The organism is Mesorhizobium sp. M0522, assembly GCF_040321085.1.
Lineage (GTDB): Bacteria > Pseudomonadota > Alphaproteobacteria > Rhizobiales > Rhizobiaceae > Mesorhizobium.
The window spans coordinates 32,020-46,561 of record NZ_JAMYQW010000011.1; the positions used below are offsets into that span (position 1 = coordinate 32,020).

General features: G+C 62.2%; 14 protein-coding genes. 6 read left to right on the top strand and 8 right to left on the bottom strand.

The genetic code is table 11. The features are described 5' to 3' along the window. Window positions 1-33 precede the first annotated feature (33 nt). Window positions 34-900 carry a serine hydrolase domain-containing protein gene (locus NKI58_RS14625; RefSeq protein WP_352787000.1) on the bottom strand — a complete coding sequence of 289 codons (867 nt, stop codon included), beginning with the start codon at window positions 898-900 and terminating at the stop codon, window positions 34-36. Window positions 901-1,227: 327 nt separating this feature from the next. On the opposite strand from NKI58_RS14625, the gene NKI58_RS14630 reads away from it, so the two are divergent. The 3 genes from NKI58_RS14630 (at window position 1,228) to amaB (ending at window position 4,572) form a co-directional block, all read left to right on the top strand. Then, complete coding sequence (locus tag NKI58_RS14630; protein ID WP_023675462.1) at window positions 1,228-1,602, top strand: YciI family protein; 375 nt, start codon at window positions 1,228-1,230, stop codon at window positions 1,600-1,602. After that, window positions 1,599-2,873, top strand: coding sequence for an RNA polymerase sigma factor (locus NKI58_RS14635; protein ID WP_352586623.1), 1,275 nt, complete (start codon window positions 1,599-1,601; stop codon window positions 2,871-2,873). Before NKI58_RS14630 ends, NKI58_RS14635 begins: the two co-directional genes overlap by 4 nt. Before the next feature lie 187 nt (window positions 2,874-3,060). Then, window positions 3,061-4,572 carry an L-piperidine-6-carboxylate dehydrogenase gene (gene amaB / locus NKI58_RS14640; RefSeq protein WP_352586625.1) on the top strand — a complete coding sequence of 504 codons (1,512 nt, stop codon included), beginning with the start codon at window positions 3,061-3,063 and terminating at the stop codon, window positions 4,570-4,572. Between the two features lie 59 nt (window positions 4,573-4,631). On the opposite strand, the gene NKI58_RS14645 is transcribed toward amaB, so the two are convergent. Further along, window positions 4,632-5,495 (bottom strand): hypothetical protein, encoded by an 864-nt coding sequence (locus tag NKI58_RS14645; RefSeq protein ID WP_352787030.1) that lies wholly within the window; start codon window positions 5,493-5,495, stop codon window positions 4,632-4,634. A 708-nt stretch (window positions 5,496-6,203) separates the two neighbouring features. Between NKI58_RS14645 and NKI58_RS14650 the strand changes: the two genes are divergently transcribed. Further along, on the top strand, window positions 6,204-7,016 hold the full coding sequence (locus NKI58_RS14650; RefSeq protein WP_352586627.1) for a nucleotidyltransferase family protein: 813 nt from the start codon (window positions 6,204-6,206) through the stop codon (window positions 7,014-7,016). Further along, complete coding sequence (locus NKI58_RS14655; protein WP_023675466.1) at window positions 7,009-7,761, top strand: metallophosphoesterase family protein; 753 nt, start codon at window positions 7,009-7,011, stop codon at window positions 7,759-7,761. The genes NKI58_RS14650 and NKI58_RS14655 overlap by 8 nt, the downstream gene beginning before the upstream one ends. Window positions 7,762-7,765: 4 nt before the next feature. Here the strand turns inward: NKI58_RS14655 and NKI58_RS14660 are convergent, their stop codons facing one another. From NKI58_RS14660 to NKI58_RS14670, 3 genes are read right to left on the bottom strand one after another with little or no spacing between them, the layout of a single operon-like run. Next, window positions 7,766-7,933 carry a hypothetical protein gene (locus tag NKI58_RS14660; protein WP_352448160.1) on the bottom strand — a complete coding sequence of 56 codons (168 nt, stop codon included), beginning with the start codon at window positions 7,931-7,933 and terminating at the stop codon, window positions 7,766-7,768. A gap of 60 nt (window positions 7,934-7,993) precedes the next feature. Beyond that, window positions 7,994-9,607, bottom strand: a complete 1,614-nt coding sequence (locus tag NKI58_RS14665) for a DHA2 family efflux MFS transporter permease subunit (RefSeq protein ID WP_352787001.1) — start codon at window positions 9,605-9,607, stop codon at window positions 7,994-7,996. Then, window positions 9,604-10,572: an HlyD family secretion protein gene (locus tag NKI58_RS14670; protein WP_352787002.1), complete on the bottom strand. Its 969-nt coding sequence runs from the start codon at window positions 10,570-10,572 to the stop codon at window positions 9,604-9,606. The genes NKI58_RS14665 and NKI58_RS14670 overlap by 4 nt, the downstream gene beginning before the upstream one ends. A 475-nt stretch (window positions 10,573-11,047) precedes the next feature. On the opposite strand from NKI58_RS14670, the gene NKI58_RS14675 reads away from it, so the two are divergent. After that, on the top strand, window positions 11,048-11,479 hold the full coding sequence (locus tag NKI58_RS14675) for a hypothetical protein (RefSeq protein ID WP_352454184.1): 432 nt from the start codon (window positions 11,048-11,050) through the stop codon (window positions 11,477-11,479). Window positions 11,480-11,765: 286 nt separating this feature from the next. Here the strand turns inward: NKI58_RS14675 and NKI58_RS14680 are convergent, their stop codons facing one another. From NKI58_RS14680 to NKI58_RS14690, 3 genes are all read right to left on the bottom strand, one after another. Next, the gene (locus tag NKI58_RS14680; protein ID WP_352787003.1) at window positions 11,766-12,956 is read right to left on the bottom strand and encodes an NADH-quinone oxidoreductase subunit D; all 1,191 of its coding nucleotides are present in this window, start codon (window positions 12,954-12,956) and stop codon (window positions 11,766-11,768) included. A 66-nt stretch (window positions 12,957-13,022) separates the two neighbouring features. Continuing rightward, a complete protein-coding gene (locus NKI58_RS14685; RefSeq protein WP_352787004.1) occupies window positions 13,023-13,448 on the bottom strand; it encodes a hypothetical protein in 426 nt (141 codons plus the stop codon). Window positions 13,449-13,595: 147 nt separating this feature from the next. After that, window positions 13,596-14,270 carry a DUF2161 domain-containing phosphodiesterase gene (locus NKI58_RS14690; protein WP_352577760.1) on the bottom strand — a complete coding sequence of 225 codons (675 nt, stop codon included), beginning with the start codon at window positions 14,268-14,270 and terminating at the stop codon, window positions 13,596-13,598. Window positions 14,271-14,542: the final 272 nt, after the last annotated feature.

Consider the following 14,542-nt stretch of genomic DNA (forward strand, 5'->3'; position numbering starts at 1 on the left):
TGGAAAACGGCCGATCGGCTTCGGGTGGGGGTGTCAAAAGCCGCCGTTTTCCAAGGCACGGAAAACTTCCGCCTCGGGAATGGTGCTTGAAGCGGCGGTTGCCCAAACGACGCATGTTCTCCCCTGCTGCCCATAGACGGCAATTCGACTTCCGGGACCGCTTCCGCTGTGACCGATGGGATGGGCGAGCGGGTTCGTTGCCCGCAGCATCAGCCCCAATCCGTATGCTGGATCGGGATGGAGTTCAGAGCGGAATTGCGGGAGCGGCCTGTGTTCGAGCATTCTGGACAGCGCGTTCCCGTCGACCAAATTGCCGGCGAGTAGATGGCGAAGAAGTCGGGCCGCATCCATCGCCGTGCCGACAACCAATCCGTGATAGACCCAGGCCGGATGGTAGCCGATCGCGTCGCCCATCTGCACGTCTGCTAAATCAGCCGGAGTGAGGGCGAGCCGGGCCGTGGCGAGTTCGGCAGGGATGAATACGAGGTTGGAAAGAGCCTCGGAAAGAGGGACATTCGTTGCCTCCTCGATCAATCGGGCGACCTCCTGGTAGCCGATGTTCGAATAGGCCCACCCTTGACCGGGTTCGTATCGCAGCCGATCCGCTTCGACTGCATTCAACAGGTCATCAACAGACCACGGCGAACGACCCGCTTCAACATCGGCGTGGTAGGCCGGAAGGGAACCGTAGTCTGGTAACCCCGCCTCGTGCTGTAGGAGTTGGGCAGGTATGAAAGATTTCCCCTCGACAGCTTCGTCGAGGTTGATCTTGCCGCGTTCCGACAGGCGCAACAGAGCAACCGAGAGCGCCGTCTTCGTAAAGCTCCACCATGGAATCGAATCCGTAACCCCCGTTGCGTCTGTTTCGCCATCGTCACGAATGAACACTTTTGCTTCCATGCCGCATCATAGGCAGCCTGGGATGACGACGCGAGAACCGTCCGCTCTTTGGAGAGAATCCGACGTTCATCAACTTCTCGATTGCATCGATTCCGGTGTCGCGAAACTCCTAAGTTTTGCGACAAAATCGATGGCGTTGAATTTTCAGGGAAGTTCCTGCCGCAAAGTCAGTCGCAAAAATTCGAAGTTATGCGACCGACTTTTGCAGCAGAAAGCATTCCACATTTCAGTTAGGGGCTGGGACACCGGACGGAGCGTATTTTTTTGTCGACGCGGTGTCGGGATCGGTCCTAGTGTTTCGTCCTTTGACAGAGAAAAGGACGACCCATGCTCTACGCGATCCTCTGCTATGCCTCTGAAGACGTCGTCTGCTCCTGGAGCAAGGAGCAGGATGATGCGGTCATGGAAAAACTCCTCGGCGTGCAGGAAAAATATGCCCAGGCGGGACGGCTTGGCCCGGTGGCGCGGCTCTTGCCAACGACGGCGGCGACGACGCTGAGGAAGATCAAGGGCGAAGCGGTGGTCATCGACGGCCCGTTTGCCGAAACCAAGGAACAGTTCCTCGGCTTCTACACGCTCGAATGCGCCGACCTCGATGAGGCCGTCGACTTCGCGCGCGAGCTTTCCGAGGTCAACCCGAGCGGCGGCTCCTATGAAATCCGGCCGGTCTCGCTCTTCAATCCCGCCAAGGTTTCCGCATGACCGAACTCGCCTGGATCAGCACAGCAATCAGCACCGCTCGCCCGCAGGTGATGGGGGCATTGCTGCGCTACTTCCGCGACCTCGACGCGGCGGAGGAAGCATTCCAGGACGCCTGCCTGAGGGCACTGAACAACTGGCCGAAAAACGGTCCTCCGCGCGATCCGGCAGCCTGGCTGATCTTCGTCGGCCGCAACAGCGGCATCGATGCGGTGCGCAAGCGCGCCAAGCAGGCGCCGCTGCCGGAGGAGGACCAGATCTCCGATCTGGAGGATGCCGAGAGCGACGTCGCCGAGCGGCTGGACGGCGCGCATTATCGCGACGATATTTTGCGGCTGCTGTTCATCTGCTGCCATCCCGACCTGCCGGCCACACAGCAGATCGCGGTGGCGTTACGCATCGTCTCCGGCCTGACGGTCAAGCAGATCGCCCGCGCCTTCCTCGTCGGTGAAAGCGCCATGGAGCAGCGTATCACGCGCGCCAAGGCGCGTATCGCCGACGCCGGGGTGCCGTTCGAGACGCCGGGAGCGGTCGAGCGCTCCGAACGGCTCGCCGCCGTCGCCGCCATGGTCTACTTGATCTTCAACGAAGGCTATTCCAGCAACAGCGGCGAGGCTTCGGCGCGTGCGCCGCTTTGCGAAGAGGCGATCCGGCTGGCCCGGTTGCTGCTCAGGCTGTTCCAGACCGAGCCGGAGATCATGGGGCTGACGGCGCTGGTGCTGCTGCAGCATGCACGCTCGCCGGCTCGCTTCGACGAGAACGGCGAGATCGTGCTGCTCGAAGACCAGGACCGCAGCCTGTGGAGCCGCAAGATGATCGATGAAGGCCTGGCGCTGGTCGATAAGGCGTTGCGCCATCGCAAGCCCGGTCCCTACCAGGTGCAAGCGGCGATCGCCGCACTGCATGCGCGGGCGGAAAAGCCCGAGGACACGGACTGGAACGAGATCGACCTGCTCTACGGCCTGCTCGAGCAGATGCAGCCGTCGCCGGTGGTGACGCTCAACCGCGCCGTCGCGGTCTCCAAGGTGCGTGGACCGGAAGCCGCACTCGCCATGATCGAGCCGCTGGAGGGAAGGCTTTCCGGCTATTTCCATTTCTTCGGCCTCAAGGGCGGACTGCTGATGCAGCTTGGCCGCGGCGAGGAGGCGCGCGTCGCTTTCGACCGCGCCATCGCGCTTGCCAATACGGCCGCCGAGGCAGCGCATATCCGCATGCATATCGACCGGCTGATGAAAGAAAGCGCCGTGCCGGAAGCCGCCAAGACGGCACGCTAGTTCGCTCTATCTGGCTGGTTCAACAGTCGGACGCCGGCTTGGACCATGCCGGGGTGGCGATTTCTCCCTGAAACGCGTAATGCCACGCCATGACAGCGCCTGGTATGCCGACCGGCAAGGAACCGGTATGGCGAAAAGCTTGGACCGACGCCATATGAGCGACGGGATCTGAAAGGGACGAAACGAAATGACGATTGCGAAGGAAACGGCCGGGGTTCTGGCGAAACTGGGCGTTGCCGAGGGCGCGCTTACGGGCGGCGACCTCATCGTGCGCAGCCCGGTGACCGGCGAGCAGATCGCCGCGCTGAAGACCATCTCGCCGGCCGATGCGGCAACGACCATCGACAATGCCCACAAGGCTTTCCTGGCGTGGCGGCAGGTGCCAGCTCCCAAGCGCGGAGAGCTGGTGCGGCTGCTCGGCGAAGAGTTGCGCACACACAAGGCCGAGCTTGGCCGGTTGGTATCGATCGAAGTTGGCAAGATCCCATCCGAGGGTCTTGGCGAAGTGCAGGAGATGATCGACATCTGCGATTTCGCCGTCGGTCTTTCTCGGCAATTGTACGGCCTGACCATCGCCACCGAGCGTCCCGGCCATCGCATGATGGAAACCTGGCATCCGCTCGGCGTGGTCGGCGTCATTTCGGCCTTCAACTTTCCGGTGGCGGTATGGTCGTGGAACGCGGCACTTGCGCTGGTCTGCGGCGACGCGGTTGTGTGGAAGCCGTCGGAGAAGACACCGCTGACGGCGCTCGCCTGCGAAGCGATCTTCAAGCGCGCAGCAGAACGTTTCGGCGATGCGCCGGAAGGGCTGGCGCCGGTGCTGATCGGTGATCGCGCCGTCGGCGAGATCCTGGTCGACCATCCCAGGGTGCCGCTGGTCTCGGCCACCGGCTCGACACGCATGGGCAGGGATGTCGGCCCACGGCTGGCGAAGCGCTTTGCCCGTGCGGTGCTGGAGCTCGGCGGCAACAATGCCGGCATCGTCTGCCCGACGGCCGATCTGGACATGGCGCTCCGCGCTATCGCCTTCGGCGCCATGGGCACGGCCGGCCAGCGCTGCACGACGCTCAGGCGCCTGTTCGTGCATGAGAGCGTCTATGACCAGCTCGTTCCGCGCCTGAAGAAGGCTTATGAGAGCGTCTCGGTCGGCAATCCGCTGGAGACAAGCGCTCTGGTTGGCCCGCTGATCGACAAGGCTGCCTACGAGAATATGCAGAAGGCGCTGGAGGAGGCGGCTTCGCATGGCGGTAAGATAACCGGCGGAATGCGGGTCGAGAACGGTCACCCCGAGGCCTACTATGTGCGTCCGGCGCTGGTTGAAATGCCGCGGCAGGTTTCGCCGGTGACGGAGGAAACCTTCGCGCCCATCCTCTATGTGATGAAATATTCGGACTTCGACACCGTGCTAGAAGAACACAATGCGGTGGGAGCGGGGCTGTCATCCTCGATCTTTACCCGCGACCTGCAGGAATCCGAGCGCTTTCTTAGCGTCGACGGATCGGACTGCGGCATCGCCAACGTCAATATAGGCACGTCAGGGGCCGAGATCGGCGGTGCCTTCGGTGGCGAGAAGGAGACCGGCGGCGGCCGCGAGTCGGGGTCCGATGCCTGGAAGGCCTATATGCGGCGCGCCACCAATACGGTGAATTATTCCAAAGCGCTGCCGCTTGCGCAGGGCGTGTCGTTCGACATCGATTGAAAAGCCAGACCTCCGTCGCGGCGGCGCCAAGGCTGCCACGACGGCGGTCGGCTCGCGGTTCAGCTGGTTTCGGAAGTTACAACACAATTGTCGAAGGCTGCATCGATGATGGCGAGCTTGACCGCCTGGGCGGTCATGTATTCCTGATAGAACTCGCTCGACACCCACATGACCGAGTGACCGCGCTGGCCCAGCCAGCCGATGCTGCCGAGTTCCTCGGCATCGCGCAATTTGCGTGACAGGTGAGTGCGGGAAAGCTTGAGCCAGTTCGCGAAATCTCCGATTGAGACGACACCGGTCGGGATTCGGTCCAGGTCGGCATGATCGGGGTCGACGCCGGACATCAGCCAATCCATGACGATGCCGCCATTGTCGAGCCAGGTGAACAAGGAAAAAGTCTGTCTTGGCTCGCGCACGGCATGCGACGAAAGCAGTCCGTCGGCCACCAGTGGCTGCAGTTTGGCGAGCACATCCGGTTGTGCGACGAATGCAGCCAGTCGAGATCCACCATCCAGGCTGTCCAGCGTTTTCAGATGAGCCATGACCCAGCCGGCAACCGTCTCCAGAGTGCCCGCGGTCGGCTGAAACGGGCGGATGCGCCCATATTTGATCGGCAGATGCCGGATGAAACCGTAATGCAGCATCTCCTTCAGGAAGGCATCGGCGGTGTTGCGGCTGGCCACCGAATGCCGGCAGATGTCGTCCATGAACCGTGCGGACGTAAGTCCCTTGCGATGATCGTCCGGCTCTCGATTGAAATACAAGCCAAGGCCGATATGGGCCATCAGCCAACGCTGTTGCGTGGCGAATACGGAAGCCAGCCGCGGGTTCGCTTCATAGGTCTGGAGAAGCGTCCGCGACTGAGCCTGGACATGACGACGCAGTGCCGGATGGCTGGCAATGTCTTCAGAAACCAGCGCCATCCCCGCCGAGCCCAACCAAATTTGCAACTGGAAAATGCCGATCACAATTTCAGCCTTCGCGGGTCGCGTCCAGAGCCGGCGCATTAGGATACGAGCTGAATCCCGCCGGCTAGTGGGCTGAATTCCGCGACTTGATCGCCGAGGCCCCTGATTTCGCTGCAGAGGGCTAGCCCGCTCGAACCCACCAACGATGACTTCGCCTGTCCAGCCCGTGCTCCCGCCGATGGCGACGCGGAACCAACACAAGCTTTGCTCGTTGAAGAACGCTGATTGGACTGAGACAGTGAGGGACTACAAAATGGAGAATGGCCTTTTCGCCACGTCGCCTGCAGCTTTCCGGCAAACAGAGTCGGTCTGGCCACGGGCGCTCAAGTGGCTGTTGCGCCGAGTGCGCAGCGCCTCCGACAGTTCGGGAACCATGTTGAAGCCAATCCTTTCCGAACCCGAGGACGATAGCGGGCCCACTCCGCCTCGACGTGCTTGAGGCTGACCGCGCTGCGATCTTGACGTCAAAAATGACCGCTCACATATCATTTTAGGGCCGCGCCGCAGCCGACAACCCTGACCGCTTCGAAGGCCTGCCACGGCGGCATGTCCGCCTGATGCAGCAGGCGAGAGCGGCAGTGCCGCGTAACGGCGGGAACCATCGGGCATGCTTGGCTATTAGATACAGGCGGCTGCTGGTCTGCCGGGCCAGGAGCCATTGCCATGATCATTAATCCCCCACCGGAAAGCGCCATCCCGGCATCCGTTCCGTCGGTCGACCCAAAGGCCGCCCCGACGCTTCGCAATGCCGAAGCGGAGGTCTTTTATATCGAAGCGATCCGCGAACTTGTCGCGACCGGCATCCCCTTTCTCGTCGCCGGCACCTATGCCGTAAGCGCCTATACCGGGATCATCCGTCAGACCAAGGATCTCGACATTTTCTGCAAGGCCGGCGACTGCCCGCGCATCCTCGCCCATTTTAAGCAGATCGGCTACGCCGTCGTGGTCGAGGACGACCGGTGGCTCGGCAAAGTGTTCAAGGGCACCCATTTTTTCGACGTCATTTTCGCCTCGATGAACGGCACAATGCCTGTCGACGACCAGTGGCTGGAGCACGCCCGTCAGGGCGAATTGCTGGGCAGCCAGGTGCGGATCATCGGGCCCACCGAGCTTATCTGGTCCAAAAGTTTCATCCAGGACCGCGGTCGCCACGATGGTGCCGACGTCGCGCACACCATCCTCAAGGCCCACGACCAGATCGACTGGCAAAGGCTGCTTTCCTACATGGAAGTTCATTGGGAAGTTCTGCTGATGCATCTCTTGAACTTCCGATGGATCTATCCGACGGAGCGGGGCCGCGTGCCCGCCTGGCTGCTCGACGAGCTGCTTGACCGGCTGGCCAAGCAGCGCGAATTGCCACCTTCCCGGATGAAAATCTGCCGTGGGCGCATGCTTTCACGAACTGACTATGAGATCGACGTCAACGACTGGGGTTTTGCCGACGTCGGCGGTGAAGGAGAACATAGCAATGGCTGACGAGCTCGAAACTGCTTCGCCGAAGGCGGAAAACGGCAGCGCACTCAAAGTCGCCGCCATTGGCGATCTGCATGTCGGCAAGGAGGACCAGGCCTCGTACCGCGATCTTTTCGGCGAGATGTCGCGTGCAGCCCAGGTTCTCGTGCTGACCGGCGACCTTACCAACCTCGGCAAGCCTCGGGAGGCCGAAATCCTTGCCGAGGAACTGCGTGCCTGCACGATCCCGGTCGTCGCCGTACTTGGCAACCACGACTATGAGTCAGGCGCCGTCGAGCAGGTCACCGACATTCTGCGCCAGGCGGGCGTTCACCTGCTCGACGGCGAGGCGACGGAGATTCACGAGGTCGGGTTCGTCGGGGTCAAGGGTTTCGTTGGCGGTTTTGGATCGCGCATGCTCGGCTCCTTCGGCGAACCGGCGATCAAGTCAATGGTGGCGGAAAGCGTGAACGAAGCGATGCGGCTTGAAAACGCAATGCGGCAGGTCCGCGCCAAACGCACGCTTGTCGTTCTGCACTACGCGCCTGTCGTCGAGACGGTCGAAGGCGAGCCGCTGGAGATCTTCCCGTTTCTCGGTTCGTCACGCCTGGCCGAGACAATAGACCGGTTCCAGGTCAGCGCGGTGGTGCATGGCCATGCGCATCGCGGCGCCTACGAGGGCCGCACACCGGGCGGGGCGTCGGTCTATAACGTTGCCATGCATGTCGCCAAGCCGACCGGCCGCCCCTACGCTGTGCTCGAAATCTGATAGGCTAGATGTTGAACGCCCGCTTCGGCGGAATATCGTTTTCATCCGGATTGGGAATGGGGTCCTCGTCGGGGAGCCTGTCGGGGTCCGGCTCACGCACGGGCTTGGGATCGGGGATGGGAGGCGGCGGCACCGGGGTCGGCATTGGCTCGGGTGTGGGAATAGTGGCCATCGTGATCATCTCCTCTTGGCGCAGAACAACGCAATGGGTCAGCTGGTTCCCGCCTTCTGGTCAGCCCATCTCCGGATTCGCCTGTCTGCTGCCCGACTTGCTTGATCGCAGCAGCAGAGCAAGCGGAACGAGCAGGGCGGTTGCCACCGCGCAGTAGCGGAAGACATCGACATAGGCGAGCAGTGTGGCCTGGCGGGCGATCAACTGGCCAAGCCAGCCGATCGCCTGCTGCTTCGCTTCGACCATCGGCGAACCCTGGGCGACGAAATGCTCGGTCGCCTGCCGAAGCGCCTGCTGATAGGCGGGCGACGACTGCACGGTGTGGCCGACCAGATTCGATTGATGGATCTGGGAGCTTTGCGCAATGACGGTGTTGGACAGCGAGACGCCGATGCTGCCGCCGATATTGCGTGCAACGTTGATCAGCGCCGATGCCTGGTTGGTCTTCTGCGGGGGCAGGCCGACATAGGCCGCGGTCGAGATGGGAATGAACAGGAACGGCAGCCCGACCATCAGGAAAACACGGGCAAAGGCAAAGAAGCGGAAGCTGGCGTCCGGGGTGAGCGAGGTCATATGCCAGAGGGCCACTGCGACCACCGACATGCCCATCATGATCAGGTATTTGGGCTGCACGATGCTGCCTACAAATCCGGACACCGGCATCAAGATCAGCATGGCGATGCCGCCCGGCATCATCGAAAGGCCCGAGAGCGTCGCGGTGTAGGCAAATGTCGTCTGCTGCAGCTGCGGCACGATCTGGGTGGTGCTGAACAGGATAGCACCGACCGCCATCATGACCAGGAAGGCCGTGCCGAACTGGCGCGTGAACAATAGGCGCATGTCGACGACCGGATCGCCGCGACTGAGTTCCCATGGGATAAGCAGCAGGAACGCGATCGCGGAAATCACTGCGAAAGTGGTGATGAAATCCGAGGCGAACCAATCGTAGCGCTGGCCCCGGTCGAGAAAAATCTCCAGGCACCCCAAGGCAATCGCCACCAGGACGAACCCGACCCCGTCGATCTTCAGGCCGCCCTTCAGCCGTTCCTTGCGTTCGCGTTCGAGTACGTCCGGCTCGACCAACAGCCATTGCACCAGGGCCAGCGACAGGATGCCGAACGGCACGTTGATGAAGAAGATCCAGTGCCAGGAGAAATGGTCGGTCAGCCAGCCGCCGATCGTCGGCCCGACCGTCGGTGCGACGATGACGGCAATGCCGTAAAGCGCGAAGGCCTGCGAGCGCTTTTCAGGCGGAAAGGTGTCGGCAAGGATCGATTGCTCGCTTGGCGCCATGCCGCCGCCGCCGAGGCCCTGAAGGACCCTGAACAGGATGAGCAGTTCCAGGTTGGGCGCCAGTCCGCACAGCAGCGACGCGACGGTGAAGGTCGCAACGCAGAGCATGTAGTAGCGCTTTCGGCCGATGACGCTTGCCAGCCAGCCGCTGACCGGAATGATCACCGAGTTGGCAACGAGATAGGTGGTAATCACCCAGGTGCTTTCATCCATTCCGGCCGCCAGGCTGCCGGCGATGTTGCGCAGGGCGACATTGGCGATCGAGGTGTCGAGCACCAGCATGAAAGTGGCGATGGAGACGACGACGGCGATGAGCCACGGATTGTGTGTCCCGGCGGCGGATCGGCTTTCGCCCTGATTTCTGGCGGTTTCGCCGTTCATCGCACCTTGACCGTCGGCACCACCGACAGGCCTGGCCCGAGAAGCACATCCGGCGGCTTGTCGAAGACGATCTTGACCGGCACGCGCTGCACCACCTTGACGTAATTGCCGGTGGCATTTTCGGCCGGCAGGAGGCTGAAGGCGGTGCCGCTGCCGGCCTGGATGCTGTCGACGCGGCCATGAAAGGACTTGTCCGGGTAGGCGTCAATGTCGATGTCGACCGGCTGTCCCTGCCGCATCAGATCGAGCTGCGTCTCCTTGAAATTGGCCTTCACCCAGACCTCGTCGGGAACGAACATCATCAATACCTGGCCGGGTTGGGCGTAGGTGCCCTTAGCGGCGGAAATGCTCGTTGCGCGCCCGGCTGCGGGTGCTGTGATAGTCGTGCGCGACAGCGTCGTGCGCGCTTGCTCCTGGCTGGCCTTTGCCTGCTCGAGCTGCGCCTCGGCGCTCCTGGCCTGTGCCTGCAAGACCGAAACCTGGCTTTTTGCGGAGGCGACATTGGCCTCGGCGCTGTCCAGCGCGGCCTGGTCCTGACGCAGCGTCGATGCCGCCTGCTGCGCCTGCTGCTGCGTTGCTGTGCCCCTGGCCAGGAGTTCGCGATTGCGTTGATCCTCGGCCTTGGCGAAATCCAGCGCTGCCTTGGCCTGTGCAACCTGCCTCTGGGCAGCGTTTACCTTTGCGTTTTGAGCCTCGATCTGGGCGGCGACATTGACGATTTCGGCCTCGGCCGCGGTGACGCCGGCGTCGGCCTGCTTCAGGTTTGCCTGATAGTCGCTGTCGTCGATACGCAGGAGGACATCGCCCGCCTGTACATGCTGATTGTCGGCAACCGCCAGCTCGGTAAGGCGGCCGGCTATTTGCGCACCGATCGTCACTGTGCGCGCATCTATGAAGGCGTCGTCGGTCGATTCGTACTGGCGAGCGTTCAGCCACCAGATCGCGATGCCTGCCGCGACGAGCAACAGCGCAAGCGCGATGGCTGCGGCCGCATAGGGATGGCGCCTGGGAAAGCCGAGCAGACCGGCCTTTCGTTGCGAGGCATTCCCGTCGGGTTTTTCCTGCCGGGGCTCTGCCGATCGCTCACGAGATTCTCGAACCGGGGCCGGTTGCTCCCGGGTTTCATTTACAGGCTCGACGTCTTGCTCGACGCGTTGAGGCTTCGTGTCCAACGGAATTGCTTTCAAGACTGATATTGCAGCCGCCGAAGCGGACGCAAAGCCAAACGGCAAGCTTCCGCAAAAGTTCCTGTCCGGAAACGGCTTCGGTTAACGGGTCGACATCGAACACAGGCGGGGGCGCGTCGGAATTCGAGCGCCGCTTCACCGGGCAGGTGATCCGTACGCCTCATGTTGCGGCGGTCCGGCCTTGTCAGCGCTCCATGGCGCGATAATTGCTCATGTAGGCGTGGGCGAATTCACCTGTCGACAGGAGCCGACCATGAAACATCAAACACTCGACCAACTGCAGGCCGTCGCGGAAATTGAGTCCTTCGCGGCGTATCCGGCGATGACTCGAACCCAGCGGATTGAACGTTGGGCGGAACTTCTCGAACAAAATCCGACGCGATGCCTTGGGGCGCTTCCAGGCACCGAATATATGAACAGGGAAGCGCGTGACAGATCGCGTGGCGCTGGGACGCCGCTCACTGTCGCCTTCGAGGATCCGGTTCTGCGTGCCATGGGCCTCAGCGATGATACCTATGGTGAGGCAAAGCGCTTCTTCGAACTGAGCGACCGGCAGTTGCACCAAATCGTCTGCCATTGCCATGTCGGCGCTACGATGCAAGCGAGATGGGCCGCTGCCAGGGTGCGCGGGATAGTTCGCGGCAACAGATTTGTTGCCTGGATGAAGGGCTTGATCGTGCATTGAGGCGGTACGAGGAACGGCGGAACACGCGTTCTTTCCGCGCCGTGGAGAGCGCTTCCGAACTTGGAAGGGCTCGTGCCCCGTCGGGCCGCGCAGATTGTGAAACTCCTCGACGCTTGGCTGCGCCTTACCGCGGCCATGCGTCCGTCTTTGATGTGAGAATTTGAGCTGGCCCGCCGCAGGTGAGAGCCTTCGTCTGACCGGCGGTCGAGCGCCGTCCAGGCCTGCCTGCGCGGCTACTAACGACGAATGATCCTGCGATCGGGGAAGATCCTGCGACCTGGCTAAACTACCGATCGATTTCTCCGAACACGATGTCGAGCGAGCCGATGATCGCGGCAACATCGGCGATCATATGGCCTCGGGACAGGAAATCCATCGCTTGCAGGTGGGCGAAGGAAGGTGCGCGGATCTTGCATCGGTAGGGAACGTTGCCCCCGTCCGACACGAGGTAGACGCCGAATTCACCCTTCGGCGCCTCGACGGCGGCATAGACTTCACCGCTCGGCACGCGAATGCCTTCGGTATAAAGTTTGAAGTGGTGAATCGTCGCTTCCATCGAGCGCTTCATCGTGGCACGCGGCGGCGGCGTGATCTTGCGGTTCGGGATCGCGACCGGCCCCTGACCTTCTGGTGAGCGCAACATTTCCAGACATTGCCGCATGATCCGGACCGACTGGCGCATTTCCTCCATGCGGACGAGATAGCGGTCGTAGCAGTCGCCATGCTTGCCGACCGGGATATCGAAATCCATCTCCGAATAGCATTCGTATGGCTGCGCCTTGCGCAGGTCCCAGGACGCGCCCGATCCGCGCACCATCACGCCGGAAAAGCCCCAGGCCCAGGCATCGTCGAGGCCGATCACGCCGACATCGACATTGCGCTGCTTGAAAATGCGGTTCTCGGTCAACAGCTCTTCGAGATTGTCGCAGACCTTGAGGAACGGATCGCAGAACTTCCAGATGTCGTCGAGGAGTTCCGGCGGCAGATCCTGATGCACGCCGCCGACCCTGAAATAATTCGCGTGCATGCGGGCGCCGGACGCGCGCTCATAAAAGACCATCAGCTTCTCGCGCTCGGCGAAACCCCAGAGCGGCGGCGTCAGCGCGCCGATGTCCATGGCTTGCGTGGTGACGTTGAGGAGGTGCGATAACAGCCGGCCTATTTCACAGAAAAGCACGCGGATGAGCTGTCCGCGTTTCGGAACCGATATTTCGAGGAGCTTCTCGGCGGCGAGACAGAATGCATGCTCCTGGTTCATCGGCGCGACGTAGTCGAGCCGGTCGAAATAGGGCAAGGCCTGCAGGTAGTTCTTGTACTCGATGAGCTTTTCGGTGCCGCGATGCAGCAGGCCGATGTGGGGATCGGCGCGTTCCACGATCTCGCCGTCGAGTTCGAGCACCAGCCGCAGGACACCGTGAGCGGAGGGATGTTGTGGCCCGAAATTGATGGTGAAGTTGCGAACTGCAGCCTCGGCCATGACAGTCCTCCGCGATCGGGCGGCCTTCGTTTCCGTGCCGGAGCCGGCTTGTCCGCTTTCAGCCGCTCACGTCGTCGTCTGGATGATCAGCGTCAGCGTGCCGTCGCCGTCGATATTGGCCGCCACGACCTGCGTGGAATTAAGCCCGTTCGCCGCCAGCGCCGATGCCGCCTGCGGCGATGCGTCGATCGAACTTTGCAGGATGCGCAAATCCTCGGCGCTGGTCTGGGTGACGACGGCCTCCGCCTGTGCCTTGATGTCGGGAGGCAGATCCTCCATCGCCACGATTGTCACTGCGGTGAAATTCTGGGCGGAGAAGGCTTGGTCAGGTGTAGTCTGGTCGGGAGTGGTTCCTTCGGGCGTGGTTTGCTCCGGCAGGGTTTGCGGAGCCGTCGGCGGGACAGGGGCAAGCTCTGGTCCCACGGATTGCGCATAGACCGGCGAGGCAAGGGCCAGTGCCGAAAGTGTGGCAATTGTCGTCGATAGGCGCATGGCCGTTCCTTCCGTTTGCTCAGCGGACGATCAATTCGGTGACGACAAAACCATCGTGTCGAAATATGGTTCCGTGACCGAGGTGATGTCTTGCCGAAAGCCGTGATTGTCGCGGAAAGCAGGGCGCGAAATCCGGCGTTGCCTGTCTCAGGCAGCGGTGTGGCTGCGATCGGGCTGCGGCCAGCGCTGCAACGCCTCACGGCCCTGAGCGGTCAGTTCGTAGATCCCGCGATCGGTGCGCGCGAACCAGCGATACACATTGTGCAGCAGGATCTTAGGCGCGTTCGGCAGGTTGGGCTTCAAGTCACGCGGCCGCTTTGGGCCGTCGGCGAGGGCTGCGGCGCATGCCAGCGCCTGCTGGCGATAGGCGGTCATGATCGGCGCACGCGAGCCGCCGCCGGCGACAGGATCGCCCTGCCGACGCCGATGTTCGTCAATTAGCTTCGAGCGGCGCCGGGGATCGCGACGCGGAGCCAATGCCGTCGGGCTGAGCAGCACCTGAACCTCGCCGTTCGGTCGCACGCCAAGCAGGCCAAAGCCGAGCCGACGGCAGAGATTGCGGTATCTCACATCGCTCTCACGGCCCTTGCCACGGGCCGACATGCATGCCGCTAGCCAGACCTCGTCGCTCGCCGCCATACGGTCGACGCCCTGGAGGATGAGTTCGAGATTGAACTTCAGCTTCAGCTCGCAGATGACGACGATCGGTGGAGAGTCGGCACTCAGCGCCAGCAGATCGCAGCCGCCGATCTCGCCCTTGACCATAAATCCCAGGCCTTCGAGGAAGGCCTTGACCGGGCTGTAGAGTGACGTTTCGAGCATGGGCCTTTGTTCGCTGCGAATCATCCCGCCGATCGGCGGTTCAGCGCGATGATTGCTCCTTGCCGTTGAACAGGAGGTAAACGACGACCGAGCAAGTGGTCAGAGCCGTGCCATGGCCGCTTGCCAATTTGGTATGCTGGTATAATGTGTGCCTAAGGTAGCATGCTCCGCGTAGCTGCGCTGTGCTGGACATCCGGGCGCCCGAGACATCGTCCATGGCATCGTCATTTGAGCGGCGGCTCCCCTGCGTTCTCTAATCCGCCAACCGGCGG